We start from the raw sequence: 18,931 nt of genomic DNA, 5'->3' as shown, positions 1-18,931 counted from the left end.
CCGTTGTCAAAGTGTAAACTTTCAGGGAATGGAGGCGCGTCAACCGCGCAATCTAGTCAAAAGGAGCGATAGTTTACCGTGAACCTTCTGGACGCGATTACGTCGCCTCGAGACGTCAAGCGCCTGACGCTGGACCAGCTCGGCACACTTGCGGGCGAGATCCGCCAGCTCCTGATTGACAAGGTCTCCGCGACCGGCGGCCACCTCGGTCCCAACTTGGGCGTAGTGGAACTGACGCTGGCCCTGCACTACATCTTCGACTCGCCGAGCGAGCCGTTGATCTTTGACACCTCGCACCAGTCGTACGTGCACAAGATCCTCACCGGCCGGGCCGGGCAGTTCGACACCCTGCGCAAGAAGGGTGGCCTGTCCGGCTACACCTCGCGCAGCGAATCCGAGCACGACTGGACGGAGTCCTCGCACGCCTCGGCGGCGTTGTCGTACGCCGACGGGCTGTCGAAGGCTAAAGAGCTGTCGGGCGAGGGCGAGGACCGCGTCGTCGCCGTCGTCGGTGACGGCGCACTGACCGGCGGAATGTGCTGGGAGGCGCTGAACAACATCGCCGCCGGGGAGCGCAACGTGGTGATCGTGGTCAATGACAACGGCCGCTCCTACTCGCCGACGATCGGCGGCTTCGCCCGCAACCTAACGCGCCTGCGCGACCAGCTCGCCCAGATCCGGATGCAGCCGACCTACGACGAGGTCATGGAGACCGGCAAGAAGACGCTCAAATCCATGGGCTGGGTAGGCGAGCGCACCTTCGAGGCGCTGCGCGCGATCAAAGAGGGCGTGAAGTACCAAGTGGTGCCCTCGGAAATGTTCCCCGAGCTGGGCATGAAGTACATCGGCCCGGTCGAGGGCCACGACATTAAGTCCCTCCTGCAGGCGTTTTCCTACGCGCGCTCCCACGCCGGGCCGATCATCGTCCACGTCGCCACCGAGAAGGGCCACGGTTTCGCCCCGGCGGTCAACCACATCGCCGACCAGATGCACTCCACCGGCGTCATCGACCCGGTCACGGGCGAGGAGCTTAACGCCGCGGCACCCGGTTGGACCTCGGTGTTCTCCGAAGAGCTCATCAAGGCAGCCCACGAGCGCCCCGACATCGTGGCGCTCACGGCGGCGATGGCGGGCCCGACCGGGCTTGCGCCCTTCGCGGAGCAATTCCCGGAGCGCTTTTTCGACGTCGGCATCGCCGAGCAGCACGCGGTGACTTCGGCGGCCGGCATGGCGCTCGGCGGGCTTCACCCCGTTGTGGCGATTTACTCTACCTTCCTCAACCGCGCCTTTGACCAGTTGCTCATGGACGTCGGGCTGCTTAGCCAGCCGGTCACCCTCGTGCTGGACCGCTCGGGTGTGACAGGTTCCGACGGCGCGAGCCACAACGGCGTGTGGGATCTCGCGATCGGCTCGATCGTCCCCGGCATTCGAATTTGCGCCCCGCGCGACCCCGCGCGCCTGCGCGAGGAGTTCCGCGAGGCGATCGACTACAGCGCCGGACCGACGGTGGTGCGCTTCCCCAAGGGCGACATCGGCATCGATATCGATGCCGTTGAGCGGCTCTCGAGCGGCGCGGACATCCTGTTCCGCCCGGCGGGCGAGGCCGAGGACGACGAACTCGACGTGCTGCTCGTTGCCGTGGGCAGCTTCGCCGAGAACGCCGTCACGATGGCGGAGGAGGTCGGCGCCGACGGGCTGCGCGTCACGGTCGTGGACCCGCGCTGGGTCATCCCGATTGACCCGCAGCTGATCGAGATGGCCGCCCAGGCCGACATGGTTGTGGTCTACGAAGACGGCGTGATCCGCGGCGGCGTGGGCTCCGCGCTTGCCGAGGCCCTCTCCTCCGCCGAAGTGGACACCCCGCTGCGCCAGCTCGCCTTCCCAGACATTTTCCCGATGCACGCCTCGCGCTCGGAGATCCTGCGCGACTACGGCCTCGACCCCGCCTCGGCCGCGCAGCAGCTGCGTGACTGGGCGAGCGCGATGCGCGATTAGGCCTGCGCGTCCGTGGTGTGCAGTCCGCGCGCGATGGCCGCCGACGCCGCGTCGACCTGCCAGGGCCGCGCCCCAGAAGCGAGTAGCGCGCGGGCGACGCAGTCGGTGTCAGCGGGCACACCCGCCCACACCACCGAGCGCAGCATCGCTGGCTGCACGAGCAGTTCCGGGGCAACCTCGATGTCGCGGGCGAGCTGGGCCACCGCGTCGCGGGCGGCAACGAGGCGCGCCCAGGACTCCGGGTGGTGGCGCTGCCAGCGTGATTTGCTGGGCGGGTCCTCGTTGTCCCGGTCAGGTTCCGGCCACAGCGTCGGCGAGTCGGCGCAGGCGCACTCTACCACCGCGTACCACTCCTCGATCGCGCCACGACGACGTGCCGGGAAACCCCGCACCCGGCCGAGCTCGTTGGGCGTGCGCGGCGGATTCTTAGCGATGTTCAGGATCACCTTCGAGCCCAGCAGCGCGTGCGGGGAGGTGTCGGTCGCGCGCCCGCGGGCATCGCGGTAGTCCCACAGCGTCCGGGCGAGGTGCAGGCTCAGCCCTGTCGGCAGCGCAGAGATGCCCTTGATGTCGCGCCAGGTCTTCGGTGTAGGCGCCGGGGTGTTCCTGACGTGCTCGAACTCCTGCTCCGCGGCCTCGAGTTTGCCCGCGGCGTCTAAAACCTCCGCGAGGGCTTCCACAAGAGCGTTGAGGTAGACCACGTCGTCCGCGGCGTACGCCTGCCACTCGTAGGGCAGCGGGGTGGCGGACCAGTCCTCGCGACCGTGGCCCTTCTCCAGCGCCACGCCTGTGAACTCGTACACCATGGCCGCGAGGTTGGGACGTTCGAACCCGGCGAGCCGGGAGGCCAGCTCCGTATCAAACAGCGCGCCTGGGTGAAGGCCCAGCTCGGCAAGGCTCGGCAGGTCTTCACCCGCGGCGTGCAGGATCCAGTCCGCCCCGCCGATGACGGGCGCGAGGGCTTCATGCAGCGCGTCGCGGTGGCCCTCCGGGGCGAAGAGGAAGGTTCCCGCGCCTCGGCGGTGGATTTGGACGAGGAAAGCGCGGTCGTCGTAGCGAAACGACGACGCGCGCTCGGTGTCTATCGCGTACGGGCCGCGGCCGTCCGCAAGCTGCGCGGCGGCGCGGTGAAACGCCGCGGGGGCGTCGATAAGCTCAAAGCTCACTGGCGCGGGCCGAGTTGGGCCACGCCCGCAGGCGGCAGGCCCGCGACGTGTGCTAACACCTTGGCGAAGGCCTCGACGTGGCTGGAGAGCTCGATGCCCTCGGCGGTCCACGAGGCGCGCATTTCCAGTTGGTAGGCGCGCGGCGGGCCGCCGATCTCGCCGAAGCGTACCGATGCCGTCGAGGTCACGGTGCCGCCGAGGCTGGTGAACCCAGCGTCGGCGTCGGCGAGCGACTCGGTGAGCCACTGCCAGGCGACGTCGGGAAGCAGCGGGTCGGAGGCGACCGCGTCGTCCATGTCGGCTTGGATGTAGGCGACGAGGCGCATCGAACCCTCCCACGCCTCCTCGGCCTCAGGGGAGTGCAGCAGGATGAGGCGGCCGAAGGCGTCGCCCTCGGCGTCGATAGGCACAGTGGCGGGGTTGCCGGAGTCGCCGCGGGTGATTTCGAGACCGATGGCGTGGCTGTAGGGGGCCGGGCGTTGCGGCGGGCGGATCGTGCCGAGGGTGATTTCCGGCCGCAGCGACGCGGCGTGCATGGACTCGACCGCTGCCGTGAATTCCGCAGGCGACGGCGGGTTGTCACCGGCGCCGGCGTGGGGCGCGGGGATATGAGAAGGGGTCTCGGAATTCATCACGCGTTCACGCTATCTAGATGGCGGCAAATTCGGGGGGAGGCGCGCCGTTTGCCACCTCACCCCGGGTAGACTCGCACGTATACGACTTTAGTTTGATTCGCCCTCACTCATGGGGCGGGAAAGGATCGCCATGTCCGATCACGCACAGCAGCCTAACCTCGAGGAACTCAACAAGGTTCAGCGCTACAGTCAGTGGGTGACTTTCCGCGCCACTCCCGGCGCTTTGGGCAGCGAGCGTGACGACGTCATCGCTCAGGCGCAGGAGTTCTTCGCCGAGCTCGAGCGCGCCGGCGAGGTCACGGTGCGCGGCATTTACGACGTCTCCGGGACCCGCCCCGAGGCTGACCTGATGATCTGGTGGCACGCGGAGCAGTTCGAGCAGATTCAAAAGGCGCTGGCTGACTTCCGCCGCACGACCACGCTGGGCCAGGTGCTCGAGCTCGGCTGGATCGGCAACGGCCTGCACCGCCCGGCCGAGTTCAACCGCTCGCACCTGCCGGCTTTCATTATGGGGGAGCAGCCGCGTGACTGGATCTCCGTGTACCCGTTCGTTCGCTCCTACGACTGGTACCTCCTGGAGCCGGAAAAGCGCCGCCGGATTCTCGCGGAGCACGGGCGCGCCGCTGCGGATTACGCCGACGTTCGAGCCAACACGGTGGCGGCTTTCACGCTGGGCGACTACGAGTGGATGCTCGCCTTCGAGTCCGACGACTTGGCCCGCATCGCGGACCTGATGCACAAGATGCGCTACACCGAGGCGCGCCTGCACGTGCGCGAGGAGGTTCCCTTCCAGACCGGCCGCCGCGTCGCCGACATCGGCGAGATTGTGCGCACCCTGCCGTAGGTCGCGGGGAGGGGGCTTAGCCCTCGATTGGCTTTTCCTCGAGGGTCAGCGAGATCGAGTTGATGCAGTAGCGCAGGTCGGTCGGGGTGTTGTAGCCCTCGCCGGCGAAAACGTGCCCGAGGTGCGAGTGGCAGGTGGCGCAGAGCACCTCGGTGCGCACCATGCCCAGGCTGCGGTCCTCGCGCTCGATGATGCTGTCACCCGCGAGCGGGCTGAAAAATGATGGCCACCCGCAGTGCGAGTCGAACTTTTCGGTGGAGCGGAACAGCTCGGCGCCGCAGGCGCGGCAGCTGTAGACACCCTCGGTGGTGGTGTTGGTGTATTCGCCGATCCCGGGGCGCTCGGTGCCGGCTTCACGCAAGACGGCGTACTCCTCGGGGCTAAGCTTGGCGCGCCATTGCTCCTCGGTCCAGTCGAGGTAGTTGTTCTGGCTCATTTGCTTTCTCCTTCGCTGTTGTTGATACCGACACTACCCATGCGGCGATCGAGACGATAAAGATGGACCACGCGATGGTGACCAGCACGATGTCAAGGTTCGCGCCGAGGTCGGGAAAGTTCGATTCCGCCCACTGCAACGGGGAGTAGAAAATAACTATTCCCACCCACACGGGCGCGACGTGCATCGGGCTCAACGGCCGCAGCACGGTCAAAATCGCTGGGAGCAGCATTATGGAGTAGTAGGCTTGGCCCAGCGAGGACAGCAGACAGACTCCGCTGATCAGTACGCCGGAGCTCGTCGCCGCCCACATCCAGGCATCGCTGTAACGAAATCGCGCCAGCCCGATGATGGCGACGGCCACGGCGGCCGCGATGAGCAGAAACAGCAGGGCGTGCAGACAGTTCGGCATGCCGTAGTAGGCGGCGAACCCGGCCAGCGAGGCGTTGGCGTAGTCGCGGGTAATACCGAGGTAGGGCATCACCTTGTCCACGTAGTCGCTGGCGCCGGGGGTCAGCGGCCAGGCGATGAGGTTGAGTACGACGGGCACGGCGACCGCGGCCAGCGGCGCCTTGAAATCCAGGCGCATCAGCGGCAGGACGAGCAGCGGGGCGAACATCGGCTTGATCACGATGGCGAAGCCGAGCACGAGACCGGCCGCCCAGGAGTGCCCGCGCACGAACCAGTCGAGAAACGCCACGAGCGCCAGCAGGAGCACGCCGTTGATGTTGGAAAACACCAGCGTGTTGGTTACAGATTCGGTGAGAAACGCCGCGGCGATGAGGAAGGGGAACACGGGGTGCGCGAGCGCGAAGCCGCTGCGCCGCGTCAACCATGCCAGCGCAATGATGATCGCGGCGGCGTTGGCGAGGATGAACAGCGGCCGCGCCACGTCGATGCTCGGAGCGAGACCAAGCGGCGACAGCAGCAGCGTTGCGCCGGGGTTGTAGAGGTAGTGCGGGTCGACGTGGTGGTAAGTCTCGTTGTAGACGGGCACGCGGTCGATGAAGCGTTTCGCGGCGGACCACACGGTGGTGAAGTCGTCGGTTAGCGCACCGGTCCACGCCGAGACGAAAACCCGGTGGATCACGATGAGCAGGGCGATAGGCCAGGCGAGGTAGTTGGCGATCGTCCGTGGCGGTGCCGCGCTGTGCCGGGGCGCGTCTTGGGTCCAGACGGACTCGAGGGGGGCTAGCTTCATGCCCATCACCGTACCGGTGCCGTGCGGTGGTTTAGGCGCGCGACCTCCGGTAGCGGCAGAACAAAACAGAGTCGGGGCTGACGTGCGTTGCCTCCAGCGTGAAGCGGCGGGTGCCGCAGTCGCTGTTTTCTAGAGGCAGGTGGTGGGCATCGCCGCCGCTTACCGACGGGTCCACGGTTAGGTGCATGACGTCGATGAGGTCTGCGGCGAGCATGGCCGCGTACAGGCTGGGGCCGCCTTCGCAGCTGATCCGGGAAAAGCCCCGGGCGTGCAGGGCGGCGATGATTTCGGCGGGGGAGCCGGTGCCGGTGTCGATGAGCGTGGCACCCGCCTGTGTGAGCCGCTTTCGGCAGGGCGTCAGGGAGGCGTCGCCAAGCGATGCTCGCGGGGTGAGAATGAGCGGCGGGGTCCCGCGGAAGAAGCGGCTGTCGGGGTCGAGCGAGAGGGAGCGCGACACCACGGCGAAGGGGAGTGTGGCCGGGCCGTAGTCCTCGGCGCGGACGGTGCCCGCGCCGACAAGGACGCAGTCGGACCAGTCACGCAGCGCCAGCAGGAGCTGCGAATCCAGCTCGTTGCCTAAGCTCCCGGAGGTGCCGGCCCGGGAGAACGCGCCGAAGAGCGCAGTGGCGGCGACGGCGCGGGTCTCGCGGGCGCCTGCGGGCAGGGTGGGACCGATGAGGTCGGCGGGGGTCATGGCAAAAGAATACAGCCGGCGGGTTCGTTGAGAACCTCACCGGCTGGTGCAGTGGAGCGGATGACGAGACTCGAACTCGCGACCCTCACCTTGGCAAGGTGATGCGCTACCAACTGCGCTACATCCGCAAAAGGGCTTTAAAAAACCCTGGTGCGCGATACTGGGATTGAACCAGTGACCTCTTCCGTGTCAGGGAAGCGCTCTCCCGCTGAGCTAATCGCGCGTGTAAGCCATTGAAGCGGCTCGGAGGTGGATACGGGAATCGAACCCGTGTACACGGTTTTGCAGACCGTTGCCTAACCACTCGACCAATCCACCGTGGAGTTACCTCCAAAGTACGCTTTATGTACTTGGAGCGGATGACGAGACTCGAACTCGCGACCCTCACCTTGGCAAGGTGATGCGCTACCAACTGCGCTACATCCGCAAAGGGCCATCAAAGACCCTGGTGCGCGATACTGGGATTGAACCAGTGACCTCTTCCGTGTCAGGGAAGCGCTCTCCCGCTGAGCTAAACGCGCTTTGCAAGTATTCGGCCGTTTCCAGCCGAGAGCGGATGACGAGACTCGAACTCGCGACCCTCACCTTGGCAAGGTGATGCGCTACCAACTGCGCTACATCCGCATGCGTCCCACGAGCCGTGGTGGCCGTGTTGTGCGACTTAGAACATTAACCGCTTGCATTTGCGTTTCACAAATCGCGCATGTCAGGGCCTGATTTGTCCCGCGCGTGCTTAGCGACGCCCAAAGCGCGCCAAATTACACCCGTGTTGTCTTGCTCTGCGTTGCTGTGGGCGGGCAAAATCGCGCCTCACCTGCTGATTAGGGCACGGATAGGGCGCAGTGTAAAGTACTTTTGCAGATTCGGTCCTATGGCTCAGTGGAAGAGCGTTCCGTTCACACCGGAAAGGTCGCTGGTTCGATCCCAGCTAGGACCACGTAGTTTTTTTAGAAGATAACCCCGGAGCCATGAAAGTGTGAACTAGCCCCCGTTAGTTGGACTGGTTTAATTCTAGGCGGTTAGGGGTTGAAGGGCCTGATTCCGATATTGCGCCGGCGTGGCCGACGGCGATGGTGCTGATTACGGAGGGCACCGCCGCGATTCCGAGCAGGATTCGGGTGGTGGGCAGCGCCCATGAAGGGGATGCGGGCACGAGGCGTGTCGAGGTCACAGGGTAGAGCACGGCAGCAAGTCCAAAAAGGCCGAACGTGGCGACGGTGGCAATGTCGGCAAGCTCGGTGTGCCGGGCGACGATACCGGGGTTTTCCTCCGGCAGGCCCATGGCGGGCAAAAGTGACTCGCCGGTGGATCGCTCGAGGAGCATCGATGCGGCGGCGACGGCGGAGGTGGCCAGGCCGGCAAAGCACCACGAATGGGTGAGAGGTCTCGGGCGGATCACCCAGACGAGACAGAAGATGGCAGCGATGGGGGCGGCAACGGCCGCGAGGTGAATCACTCGGGGATGAGCGGGAAGGCCCGAGGGAGTAATCGGCATGTACGCAAACTAGGGTATTGCCGCCCACAACTAGCTGACAGAACGCTCACAAGTGGGTACTGGTTTATCCCGAAATTCCTGCGTCAGCAACAGGCTCTTGCATTCACCCACTGTTGAACGCCGTGTCGGAAATTGTGGGGCTGGTCACGCACGGAACTATCCTGGATAGTTAACCGACTATTTACCTGATCCCGCTCAACCGATACGAAGGAGTTTCCCTCAATGACGACGTGGAGCGAGCGCTCACTGCGCCGTGGCATCCTCGCCGCCGGCGCCGCACTGACCATCGCTGCGGCACCCGTGATGCCCACCGGGCTTACCCCGCCGGCAATCGCCCACGACGCCGTTGTTGGCGGCTCTCCCGCAAACGGCGAGGTCGTCAGCGAGTTCCCGGACACTCTCACGCTGGACTTCTCCGCTGCGGTGCAGGACGGGTTCAACACGTTCGCGCTCTCCCGCACTGACACCGGGGAGGTCGTGTTCACCGGCGAGCCGACCATTGACGGTCGTGCTGTGTCTGTCGACCTGCCCGCAGATTTCGCCGCCGAGCCGGAGCAGTACCAGATTGGTTACCAGATCATTTCCTCCGACGGCCACGCCACGAAGGGAATGACGACCTTCACCTACGCGCCAGCGGCCGGGGCTGCGACAAGCACCGCGCCCGCCGCCCAGGCAGGGGAGCCCGCCGACACCGCAACCCAGGAGACCGCCGAGCCGGCCTCCAACAACATGACGCTGCTGTGGGTGGGACTGGGAATCCTCGCAGTGCTCGCCATCATCGCGGTCGCGATCACCCGCAGCCGCGCACCGCAGCCTGCGCCGGAAACCCCCGCGCAGGACACCACCAACTAACACAGATCTCTAAGGAGCACCACACCATGTACAACCGCGCACTCACCGCCACCGCTGCGTTCGCCTCCGCCAGCTTGCTGCTGGCAGGATGTAGCCCGAGCGAGCAGCCGGCGCAGCCCGAGACCGCCGCAGTGGCCACTGCCACCAGTGCGACCAGCGCGACGGCGGCGGCCGAGGACGCCGCGCTCGTGTTTGACAACGGTGTGATCCGCGCCAAGGAAGCCGGTGACGCCAACACCATGACCGCGATCTTCGGCACCCTGCGCAACACCACCGACGAGGACATCACCGTCACCGGCTTTAGCTCCTCGCTTGGCGACGCCCGCTACGAGGTGCACAAGACCGAAAACGGCACGATGAGCCCGGTCGACAACGGTCTGACCATCCCGGCAGGGGAGTCCGTGGAGCTCGCCCCCGGCGGCTACCACCTGATGGTGCTCGACTACACCGACGAGATCGCCGCCGGAGACAGCGTCGACCTGACGCTTGAGACCAGCACCGGCGACATCGAGGTCCGCGGGGTTGAGGTGCGCACCCTGATCCCGGGCGAGGAGAACTACGGCGAAGACGGTGAGATGGTCGGCCACACCATGGACGAGGGCCACACCATGGACGAGGGTCACGAATCCCATGGCGACCACAGCCACTAGGTAAAACCAATGTCGCTATCTCGTCGCGTTTTCCTTTCCAGATCCGCCGCCGCCACGGCGACCGCCGTGACCGCGGGGTCCGTGGCCGCGTGTGGGGCGTCGACAAGCGAGCTGCCCAGCAACTCGCAGGACACGTCGCAGCCCCTGAAAGAGGCGGTGGTGGAGTTCGACGGCGCCCACCAGGCGGGAATCGAGACGCCGACGCAGGCCTCGCTCAACTTGGTCGGGTTCAATCTGCGCGAGGGAGTCGACGTCCGCGGTGTCGCGCGGTTGATGCGGCTGTGGACTGCGGACGCTCGCGCCCTGTGCGCCGGCGAAACGCCGCTGGGCAGCCTCGAGCCGGAGATGAACGAGTGGCCCGCCAACCTCACCATCACCTGCGGTTTCGGCGAGAAAATCTTCGACATCGCGGCGCCGTCGAGCAAACCGGCGTGGCTGCGCGACCTGCCCGCCTTTACGCGCGACCAGCTCGACCCGAAGTGGGGCCAGACGGATCTGGTGCTGCAGATCTGCTCGGATGATCCGGTGATGTGCGCGTGGGCGATGCGGCACATGACCCGCGCCGGCATGGACTACGCCACCACCGCGTGGGTGCAGCAAGGCTTCATGAATGCCTACGGGGCGATCCCGAAGGGCCAAACACCGCGCAACCTGTTCGGCCAGGTAGATGGCACCGTCAACCCACACAGCGCGCAGGAGTACGACGAGCAGGTCTGGATCGAGGGCCCGGAGGGCTTCGCCGGCAGCACGTCGCTGATCGTGCGGCGCATCGCCATGCACCTCGACGAGTGGGAGCTGCTCGACCGGGCCTCGCGCGAGGAGGCGTTGGGGCGCACGCTTGCCGACGGCTCCCCCCTGACCGGCGGCGGTGAATTTTCCGCCCCGGACTTGGAGGCGACGGATCAATTCGGGTTGCCCGTGATTGACAGGAACTCGCACATGGCCCGCGCGATGCCGCCGGCAGAGCATCCCGAGCAGCGCTTCAGGCGCCGCCCCTACAACTACAACCTTCCGCCCGAGCCGGGCAGCGCGGAGCTGAGCAACGCTGGGCTGGTGTTCATCTGCTTCCAGAAGGACCCGGACGTGCAGTTCACGCCTGTGCAATCCCGACTCGACGAGGTTGACCGGCTCAACACGTGGATCACCCACATCGGCTCCGCCGTGTACTGGGTGCCGCCGGGGACGTCGCAAAGCGGAGCGGGCGACGAGTACTGGGGCCAGTCGGTTCTTGGCGCCTGACCCAGGTAGGATCTTGGAGGTCTGAAGACAGTTTGAGAAAAGGTGGGTGCGGCCAGGTATGTCGCACCCCCGTGAGCGCAAAAGGAGCGCACCTGACAATGTCCAGCGAATCCACGGCTGTTGAGCTCGAGCCCTTCAACGTCCCGGCGGGAACAGCCGTCGGCGCGGCGATGCGGGAGTTGAACTACCCGAACAAGGGCGACGATGCCGTCGTGTGCGTCCAGGACGCCAACGGCGAGCTCAAAGACCTCTCGCACATCCCCGACGCGGATGCGACCTTCATGCCGGTGGCAGCCAACACCGAGCTGGGGCGTTCCGTGATTCGCCACTCCGCGGCGCACGTGCTCGCGCAGGCCGTGCAGGCAGAGTTCCCCGGCACGAAGCTGGGCATCGGCCCCGCGATCGACGACGGCTTCTACTACGACTTCGACGTCGCCGAGCCCTTTACCCCGGACGACCTGGTCACGCTGGAAAAGCGGATGAAGAAAATCATCAAACAGGGACAGAAGTTCGTCCGCGGCGTCTACCAGTCTGTCGAGGAGGCTGCCGAGGACCTCAAAGATGAGCCCTACAAACTGGAGTTGATTCAGGACAAGGGCAACGTCGACCCGGATTCCGACGAGGCCACCGAGGTCGGCGCGGGGGACCTGACGCACTACGACAACGTCAACCCGCGCACCGGCGAGGTTGAGTGGCACGACCTGTGCCGCGGCCCGCACGTGCCCACCACCAAGTACATCCCGGCGTTCGCGCTGACGCGCTCCTCGGCGGCCTACTGGCGCGGCGACCAAAACAACGCCGGTCTGCAGCGCATCTACGGCACCGCCTGGGAGTCGAAGGAACGCCTCGACGAGCACCTGCACATGCTGCGCGAAGCCGAGAAGCGCGACCACCGCCGCTTGGGCAACGAGATGGACCTGTTTTCCTTCCCCGACGAGCTCGGCTCCGGCCTGCCGGTCTTCCACCCGGACGGCGGCATCATCCGGCTCGCGATGGAGGACCACTCGCGCCGGCGCCACATCGAGGCCGGTTACTCCTTCGTCAACACCCCGCACGTGACCAAGGGATCGCTGTTTTCCAAGTCCGGCCACCTGGACTGGTACGCGGACGGCATGTTCCCGCCGATGAAGCTCGACGGCGAGATCGACGATGACCGCAACGTGGTCAAGCAGCCGCAGGACTACTACGTCAAGCCGATGAACTGCCCGATGCACAACCTCATCTTCGACTCCCGCGGGCGCTCCTACCGCGAACTGCCGCTGCGCCTGTTCGAGTTCGGCACCGTGTACCGCTACGAGAAGTCGGGTGTGATCCACGGCCTGACCCGAGCCCGCGGCTTCACGCAGGACGACGCCCACATCTACTGCACAGAAGACCAGCTCGAGGCCGAGCTGACCAGCGTGTTAGAGTTCATCATCTTGCTGCTCAAGGACTACGGCCTGAACGACTTCTACCTGGAGCTTTCCACCAAGGACCCGCAGAAGTACATCGGCGACGACGAGATTTGGCAACGCTCGACCGACATCCTGCAGTCGGTGGCGGAGAAATCCGGCTTGGAGCTCGTGCCGGACCCGGCGGGCGCGGCGTTCTACGGCCCGAAGATTTCCGTGCAGGCACGAGACGCGATCGGGCGCACGTGGCAGATGTCCACGGTCCAGCTCGACTTCAACCTGCCGGAGCGTTTCGACCTGACCTACACCGCACCTGATGGCACAAAGAAGCGACCGGTGATGATCCACCGCGCCCTGTTCGGCTCGATCGAGCGCTTCTTCGGCGTGCTGCTCGAGCACTACGCCGGTGCGTTCCCAGCCTGGCTCGCACCGCACCAGGTCGTCGGCATCCCCGTCGCCGACGACTTCGCCGGCCACCTCGACTCGGTGACCCAGAAGCTGCGCGAGCGCGGGATCCGCGCCGAGGTCGACCACTCGGATGACAGGATGCAGAAGAAGATCCGCAACCACACCACTTCGAAGGTGCCGTTCATGCTGCTCGCGGGTGCGCGCGACGTCGAGGCGGACGCGGTGAGCTTCCGCTTCCTCGACGGCACGCAGGTAAACGGGGTGCCCGTCGCCGAGGCGGTGGACATCATCGACGCGTGGGTGAGCGAGCGGATCAACGAGCAGCCGAGCGAGGAAACCGTTGCAGCGCGGCGCGGAAAAACCGGCAGCGACTACGTCGACACCGGCGTGGGCACCCCGGATCACCTTGAGCGGTTGTGGGCACCCTACCGGTCGACGTACATCACGTCGCAGCCCTCGGGTGGGCGGTCCAAGGACCCGTTCCTCGAGGCGCCGCAGCTTAGTGACGAAGACGGGCTCATCGTCGCGCGCGGCGAGACCGTCTACGCGCTGCTGAACCTCTACCCGTACAACTCGGGCCATCTGATGGTGGTGCCCTACCGCAAAGTCGCCGAGTTAGAAGAGCTCACCGCGCGCGAGTCCGCCGAATTGATGGAGTTCGCCCAAAAGGCGGTCCGCGCGCTCAAGGCAGTCTCTCGCCCGGAGGCGATAAACGTGGGGCTGAACCTGGGCAAGGCCTCCGGTGGGTCCGTTGGGGACCACGTGCACCTTCACGTCGTGCCGCGCTGGGCGGGGGATGCGAACTTCATGACAGTGATCGGCGAGACGAAGGTCCTGCCCCAGCTGCTCAAGGACACGCGCGCCCTGCTTGCGCAGGCTTGGCCGGACGACGCTGACGACCCAGATGGCAATGGCCCAGTCGGCAGTGGCGCAGATGGGGGCGGCGATGCTTAGCGTCCACGGCCGCGAATCCGCGGCAGTCATCGTCAACCCGGTCGCGCGCGGCCTGCTCAAGGCCGGGATGACGCCGAACGTCACCACGCTCGTGGGCACGGCTGCGACCATCTTGGTCTCCGTGGTGCTCATCCCCATGGACTTCCTCGTCCTCGCCGCCGTGCTCTCGGCGTTTTTCGCCGCTTTCGACATGGTCGACGGGACGATGGCGCGGCTCAGCGGCGGCGGAACGGCGTTCGGCGCAACCCTCGACGCGAGCTGCGATCGCATTACCGACGGCGCACTGTTCGGCGCGATCGCCGTCTGGTTCGTCTACGTCGACGGCGCTTCGCCGATCACGGTGGCGGTCACGCTCGCCGTCTTGGTGCTCTCGCAGGTCATCAGCTATATCAAGGCCCGCGGCGAGGCCGGGGGGCTGACCATCAACGGTGGGCTGATCGAGCGCCCCGAGCGCCTCATCGTTGCCTTCATCGGCCTGGCGCTGGAGGGAGTCGGCGTTGGCCACTCCCTGGCCGCGGCGATGTGGTTGCTGCTCGCGGGCTCCCTGATCACGGTCGTGCAGCGCTTCTTGCTGGCCGCGCGCGACGAGCGTGCCCACGACCGCATCGCCCCTCCCACGGGGGTGGCGTAGGTGGCCGCGCCCCAACCGCACTCGCTTGGCGACGCGCTGACCGCAGGCGCCTACATCGCCGGGTGGAAAGTCGTGGGCGCGCTTCCCGCCGCTCTCGCGACACGCCTGTTCAACGCCGGCGCCGATGCCGCGAGCGACAACGGCCGCGGCATGGAGATGCTGCGGCGCAACTTGATCCGCGTCGTCGGGGTCGAAAACGTCGACCAGCAGCTCGTGCGCGACTCCATGCGCAGCTACGCGCGGTACTGGAAAGAGGCATTCCGCCTGCCGGTGATGGCGGGGGATGCGCAGGTGGTGGCGTCGATAAGCAACGCCGTGCGCGGGCGCGAGTATCTTGATGAGGCCCTCGAGGCGGGCAGGGGAGCGATCCTGGCGCTGCCGCACTCGGGCAACTGGGACATGGCCGGCATGTGGCTGGTGCACAATTACGGGCAGTTCACCACGGTTGCCGAACGGCTCAAGCCGGAGTCCCTGTTCGATGCTTTCGTGGAGTTTCGACGCGGGCTCGGCTTCGAGGTGCTGCCGCACACCGGCGGCGAGGCGCCTCCGTACCCGCGGCTGAGGGAGGTGCTCGGCGGAAACGGCATCGTGTGCCTGCTCGGCGAGCGCGACCTGACCTCGCGCGGGGTGGAAGTGGACTTTTTCGGGGAGACGACGACCTTTCCGGCCGGGCCCGCGAAGCTGGCGATCGACACAGGCGCTGCGCTGCTGCCTGTCCACGCCTGGTTCGAGGGCACCGACAGCGCGCCCGCGTGGGGGCTAAAATCCGGCGCCCCGGTTGAGGTCACCACGGTCGAGGAGACCACCCAACGCCTGGCCGACTGCTTCGCGGCCAATATCGCGGCGCACCCCCAGGACTGGCACATGCTGCAGCCGATGTGGCCCGCCGACCGGCCGAAAAAGCCGCGCCGGCGGCGCGCGCGCTAGGGGGCGGCGATGAGGATCGGCATGGTGTGCCCCTATTCTTTCGACGAACCGGGCGGCGTTCAGGCCCACATCCTTGACCTCGCCGGCGTGCTGCGCGGCGACGGCCACGACGTGCGCGTGCTCGGGCCGGCAACACGCGCCGCGGACGTGCCCGACTACGTCACCCGCGGCGGCGGGTCGGTCCCCATCCGCTACAACGGATCGGTGGCGCGACTCGCGATCGGCCCGCAGGTGCGCCGCGTGGCGCGCAGGTTCATCGCCGAGGGCGACTTCGACGTGCTGCACATCCACGAACCGAACTCGCCGAGCTACTCCATGGCGGCGCTGCGCGTCGCCGAGGGCCCGATCGTTGCCACATACCACGCCTCGGCGACGTCGTCGTGGCCGCTGCGTGTGGCCTTGCCCGTGCTGCGCTCGCGGCTGGAGAAGATCCGCGGTGGCATCGCCGTTAGCGAGATGGCCCGGCGCTGGCAGGTGGAGCAGATCGGCACGGACCCCGTGCTCATCCCCAACGGGGTGGACACCTCGCTGTTTCGCCGGGCGCGGGAGCAGGCAACGGGCGCGCCAGACGACGTTCCCGAGATCGTGTTTCTGGGCAGGCTGGACGAGCCGCGCAAGGGCCTCGACATATTCCAGCGCGCGATCGCTGAGCTGGACAGGCCCGCGCGGGTGACCGTGGTGGGCGGGGGCGCGCCGCGCCAGGCGGCCGGTGTCGACTTCCTCGGCCGCGTCAGCGACGCCGAGAAGGCGCGGATTTTGGGCCGCGCGGACATCTACGTCGCACCGAACACGGGCGGAGAATCCTTCGGCATCGTGTTGGTCGAGGCAATGGCCGCCGGGTGCGCGGTCGTCGCCAGCGACATCGAGGCGTTCGCGGCAGTGTGCGCCGCAGACACCGGGCGACCCGCCGGGGCGTTGTTTCCCGTCGGCGACTCCGCAGCGCTGGCGCGCACGCTGCGCTCGCTTATCGACGCCCCCTTCACCCGCGACGCGCTCATCGACGCCGGCACTTTGCGCGCCGCAGACTACGACTGGGGCAGCGTCGCCGCGCGCATCATGGCGGTCTACGACACGGTTGCGTCGACGCCCGGCGAGAAGGTGCGGGTGAGCCGGTGACATCCGTGATGTTGGCCGTGATGGCGGCGGTTGTCGTTGTGGTCCTTTTCTGGGCCTACCTCACGGCGCAACGACTCGACCGGTTGCACATCCGCGTCGACCGCAGCCGCGACGCGCTGCAGGCCGCGCTGGATAGGCGCTGCGCGGTGATCGCGGCGACGATTCCCGAGGTCGCCGAGCGAGCCCGCGCCGCAGAAAGGGTGCGCCTGACGCCGCGGGACGTGGCCACGCGCTGCGAGGTGGAGGATGCGCTGCGTGGCGACGTCGACAAGCAGGGCCCGGCGCACGCCAACGGGCGCGACCTCGCCGAGGCAGACACCCGCGTCGCGCTCGCTCTGCGGTTTTACAACGAGGCGGTCAGCGATACGCGCGCGGTTAGGTTGCGGGTTCCTGTGCGCGTTTTGCGTCTCGGCGGCAGCGCCACGCTGCCGGAGTATGCGCACCTCAGTGCCACGCGCGCGGTAGCATAACAGTAACGTAGCGTTGGTTTCGTAGTGATGTAATCTGTCTGACTATGAACGAACCTAGTTACGAGGGCATTCAGGCGATATTGGACCTCGAACGAATCGATAAAGACATCTTCCGGGGCCGCGCGATGGACTCGAAAGTGTTCGTTCGTACATTCGGCGGGCACGTCGCCGGCCAGGCGCTGGTGGCCGCCACGCACACCGTCGGCGAAGACAAGCGCGTCCACTCCCTGCACGGGTACTTCCTGCGCGCCGGCAAAGCCGACGCCGAAACCGTCTACTTGGTCTCCCGGGTGCGCGAGGGCCGCAGCTTCGCCACCCGCAAGATCGAGGCGATGCAAAACGGCGAAGTCATCTTCTCCATGCAGGCCAGCTTCCACCGCATCGGCGACGAGGGTCCCGAGCACCGCGACGCCATGCGCGAGGTGCCCCGGCCGGATGAGCTCGACTCCAACACCGAAGAGTTGCCGGAAAGCCTCCGGGGGCTGATTACCGAGTGGTCCGACTGGGACTTCCGAGTCGTGCCTTCCAACAGTTACGCGCACGACGGACGCGCCTCAAGCCAGCAAGTCATCTGGTTCCGCTCCAAGAGACCCCTGCCTGACGACGACACCTTCCACATCTGCACCCTGGCTTACATGTCAGACATGACGCTGCTGTTTTCCTCGATGGTGCCGCACACCGGGCACAAGGTCCAGATGGCCTCCCTCGACCACGCCATGTGGTTCCTCCGCCCCTTCCGCGCCGACGAGTGGCTGCTCTACGATCAAAACTCCCCGTCCGCCCACGCGGGTCGCGCCCTGACCCAGGGCCAAATCTTCGACCTCGACGGAAACCTCGTCGCCGTGACCATGCAGGAAGGCCTGACCCGAACGCTGCGCAACGGCGGACAGTCCCTGCCTGGCGAGGACGATTCCTAAAAACCCGGGCACGGGTGCGAACAAGCGCCGTGCGTATACTGAAGCGAGTTCTTTAGGCCCCGGCTGCTTTATCCACGGGGCGAGGCAAACGCGGAAAGGGGAGCTGGTCATGGCAGGCCACTCAAAGTGGGCGACCACCAAGCATAAGAAAGCCGCCAACGACGCCAAGCGTTCGAAGCAGTGGGCGAAGATGATCAAAGACATCGAAGTGGCGGCCCGCACCGGCGGCGGAGACCCGTCGGCGAATCCGACCTTGGACGACATGATCCGAAAGGCGACCAAGGCCTCGGTGCCCAAGGACAACATCGAGCGCGCTCGCAAGCGCGGCTCCGGCGAGGAAGCCGGCGGCTCCAACTGGGAGGCCGTGATGTACGAGGGCTACGGCCCGAACGGCGTCGCCGTGATGATCGAGTGCCTCACCGACAACCGCAACCGCGCCGCCACCGAGGTGCGTACCGCGATGACCAAAAACGGCGGCAACCTCGGAGAAACCGGTTCGGTGGGCTACATGTTCACTCGCACCGGCGTGGTCACCGTGCCGCGCGGCGAGCACACCGAGGACGACCTGCTCATGGCAGTGCTCGACGCCGGTGCCGAGGAGGTCCGCGACCTAGACGACGTCTTCGAGGTCATCTGTGCACCGACCGACCTGCGCGCCGTGCGCTCCGCGCTGGAATCCGAGGGCATCGAGGTCGACGACGCGGAGCAGGACTTCCGCGCCTCCGTCGAGGTGGAGCTGGATCTCGATTCGGCGAAGAAGATGCTCCGGCTCATCGACGCCCTCGAGGACTCCGACGACGTGCAGAACGTCTACACCAACATGAGCCTCAGCGACGAGGTCGCTGCGCAGTTGGAGGACTAGAGCGGCCCTGCACGTCACCGTGCGGAGGTGACTTGGGGTTTTGGTTTG

The 18,931-nt window shown here is 66.5% G+C and carries 18 protein-coding genes, 7 tRNA genes and 1 pseudogene; 14 read left to right on the top strand and 12 right to left on the bottom strand.

The genetic code is table 11. The annotated features are described in order from the left end of the window. Positions 1–78 precede the first annotated feature (78 nt). Complete coding sequence (dxs, locus tag RIU96_RS09095; protein ID WP_144689461.1) at positions 79–1,995, top strand: 1-deoxy-D-xylulose-5-phosphate synthase; 1,917 nt, start codon at positions 79–81, stop codon at positions 1,993–1,995. Here dxs and RIU96_RS09090 read toward each other — a convergent pair. After that, complete coding sequence (locus RIU96_RS09090; RefSeq protein ID WP_144689459.1) at positions 1,992–3,161, bottom strand: HRDC domain-containing protein; 1,170 nt, start codon at positions 3,159–3,161, stop codon at positions 1,992–1,994. The two genes, dxs and RIU96_RS09090, sit on opposite strands and share 4 nt — an antisense overlap. Further along, a complete protein-coding gene (locus RIU96_RS09085) occupies positions 3,158–3,793 on the bottom strand; it encodes a DUF3000 domain-containing protein (protein ID WP_311204885.1) in 636 nt (211 codons plus the stop codon). The genes RIU96_RS09090 and RIU96_RS09085 overlap by 4 nt, the downstream gene beginning before the upstream one ends. Before the next feature lie 133 nt (positions 3,794–3,926). On the opposite strand from RIU96_RS09085, the gene hemQ reads away from it, so the two are divergent. Continuing rightward, positions 3,927–4,640 (top strand): hydrogen peroxide-dependent heme synthase, encoded by a 714-nt coding sequence (hemQ, locus tag RIU96_RS09080; RefSeq protein ID WP_040422565.1) that lies wholly within the window; start codon positions 3,927–3,929, stop codon positions 4,638–4,640. Positions 4,641–4,656: 16 nt separating this feature from the next. On the opposite strand, the gene msrB is transcribed toward hemQ, so the two are convergent. From msrB to RIU96_RS09035, 9 genes are all read right to left on the bottom strand, one after another. Further along, positions 4,657–5,076, bottom strand: a complete 420-nt coding sequence (msrB, locus tag RIU96_RS09075) for a peptide-methionine (R)-S-oxide reductase MsrB (RefSeq protein ID WP_006840179.1) — start codon at positions 5,074–5,076, stop codon at positions 4,657–4,659. Then, on the bottom strand, positions 5,021–6,277 hold the full coding sequence (locus tag RIU96_RS09070) for a glycosyltransferase family 87 protein (RefSeq protein WP_259792493.1): 1,257 nt from the start codon (positions 6,275–6,277) through the stop codon (positions 5,021–5,023). The genes msrB and RIU96_RS09070 overlap by 56 nt, the downstream gene beginning before the upstream one ends. 31 nt (positions 6,278–6,308) lie before the next feature. Continuing rightward, positions 6,309–6,971, bottom strand: a complete 663-nt coding sequence (locus RIU96_RS09065) for a dihydrofolate reductase family protein (RefSeq protein ID WP_144689451.1) — start codon at positions 6,969–6,971, stop codon at positions 6,309–6,311. A 52-nt stretch (positions 6,972–7,023) separates the two neighbouring features. After that, positions 7,024–7,099, bottom strand: a tRNA-Gly gene (locus tag RIU96_RS09060). A 20-nt stretch (positions 7,100–7,119) separates the two neighbouring features. Beyond that, positions 7,120–7,194: transfer RNA gene (locus RIU96_RS09055), tRNA-Val, on the bottom strand. A 24-nt stretch (positions 7,195–7,218) separates the two neighbouring features. Next, positions 7,219–7,289 (bottom strand) — tRNA-Cys (locus RIU96_RS09050). Between the two features lie 33 nt (positions 7,290–7,322). Next, positions 7,323–7,398: transfer RNA gene (locus RIU96_RS09045), tRNA-Gly, on the bottom strand. A 19-nt stretch (positions 7,399–7,417) separates the two neighbouring features. Next, a tRNA-Val gene (locus RIU96_RS09040) sits at positions 7,418–7,492 on the bottom strand. Between the two features lie 30 nt (positions 7,493–7,522). Beyond that, positions 7,523–7,595 (bottom strand) — tRNA-Gly (locus RIU96_RS09035). A 241-nt stretch (positions 7,596–7,836) separates the two neighbouring features. Between RIU96_RS09035 and RIU96_RS09030 the strand changes: the two genes are divergently transcribed. Continuing rightward, positions 7,837–7,908: transfer RNA gene (locus RIU96_RS09030), tRNA-Val, on the top strand. A gap of 54 nt (positions 7,909–7,962) precedes the next feature. On the opposite strand, the gene RIU96_RS09025 is transcribed toward RIU96_RS09030, so the two are convergent. Continuing rightward, positions 7,963–8,466, bottom strand: a complete 504-nt coding sequence (locus RIU96_RS09025; protein WP_136651165.1) for a hypothetical protein — start codon at positions 8,464–8,466, stop codon at positions 7,963–7,965. Positions 8,467–8,688: 222 nt separating this feature from the next. On the opposite strand from RIU96_RS09025, the gene RIU96_RS09020 reads away from it, so the two are divergent. From RIU96_RS09020 to RIU96_RS08970, 11 genes and pseudogenes are all read left to right on the top strand, one after another. Next, positions 8,689–9,318: a copper resistance CopC family protein gene (locus RIU96_RS09020; protein ID WP_136651166.1), complete on the top strand. Its 630-nt coding sequence runs from the start codon at positions 8,689–8,691 to the stop codon at positions 9,316–9,318. Positions 9,319–9,344: 26 nt separating this feature from the next. Next, positions 9,345–9,968: a copper chaperone PCu(A)C gene (locus tag RIU96_RS09015; protein WP_136651167.1), complete on the top strand. Its 624-nt coding sequence runs from the start codon at positions 9,345–9,347 to the stop codon at positions 9,966–9,968. 9 nt (positions 9,969–9,977) lie between these two features. Further along, positions 9,978–11,207 (top strand): Dyp-type peroxidase, encoded by a 1,230-nt coding sequence (locus RIU96_RS09010; protein WP_136651168.1) that lies wholly within the window; start codon positions 9,978–9,980, stop codon positions 11,205–11,207. A gap of 98 nt (positions 11,208–11,305) precedes the next feature. Then, a pseudogene (gene thrS / locus RIU96_RS09005) lies at positions 11,306–13,354 on the top strand (threonine--tRNA ligase); the annotation flags it as partial. A gap of 39 nt (positions 13,355–13,393) precedes the next feature. Further along, positions 13,394–13,960 carry an ATP adenylyltransferase gene (locus tag RIU96_RS09000; RefSeq protein ID WP_281281346.1) on the top strand — a complete coding sequence of 189 codons (567 nt, stop codon included), beginning with the start codon at positions 13,394–13,396 and terminating at the stop codon, positions 13,958–13,960. After that, on the top strand, positions 13,953–14,591 hold the full coding sequence (gene pgsA, locus RIU96_RS08995) for a phosphatidylinositol phosphate synthase (RefSeq protein ID WP_136651260.1): 639 nt from the start codon (positions 13,953–13,955) through the stop codon (positions 14,589–14,591). Before RIU96_RS09000 ends, pgsA begins: the two co-directional genes overlap by 8 nt. Next, positions 14,592–15,518 carry a phosphatidylinositol mannoside acyltransferase gene (locus tag RIU96_RS08990; RefSeq protein WP_006840187.1) on the top strand — a complete coding sequence of 309 codons (927 nt, stop codon included), beginning with the start codon at positions 14,592–14,594 and terminating at the stop codon, positions 15,516–15,518. Positions 15,519–15,527: 9 nt separating this feature from the next. Beyond that, positions 15,528–16,634, top strand: coding sequence for a glycosyltransferase family 4 protein (locus RIU96_RS08985; RefSeq protein WP_136651169.1), 1,107 nt, complete (start codon positions 15,528–15,530; stop codon positions 16,632–16,634). Between the two features lie 8 nt (positions 16,635–16,642). Beyond that, entirely contained in the window at positions 16,643–17,104 is a 462-nt protein-coding gene (locus RIU96_RS08980; protein WP_136651261.1) for a hypothetical protein, read from the top strand. Positions 17,105–17,148: 44 nt separating this feature from the next. Continuing rightward, a complete protein-coding gene (locus tag RIU96_RS08975) occupies positions 17,149–18,021 on the top strand; it encodes an acyl-CoA thioesterase (protein ID WP_136651170.1) in 873 nt (290 codons plus the stop codon). A gap of 109 nt (positions 18,022–18,130) precedes the next feature. After that, a complete protein-coding gene (locus tag RIU96_RS08970) occupies positions 18,131–18,883 on the top strand; it encodes a YebC/PmpR family DNA-binding transcriptional regulator (protein WP_006840192.1) in 753 nt (250 codons plus the stop codon). Positions 18,884–18,931: the final 48 nt, after the last annotated feature.

Source organism: Corynebacterium sp. Z-1 (assembly GCF_031844665.1).
GTDB lineage: Bacteria > Actinomycetota > Actinomycetes > Mycobacteriales > Mycobacteriaceae > Corynebacterium > Corynebacterium sanguinis.
Note: the sequence above shows the minus strand (reverse complement) of the source record. Positions and strands in the feature narration are given on the sequence as shown.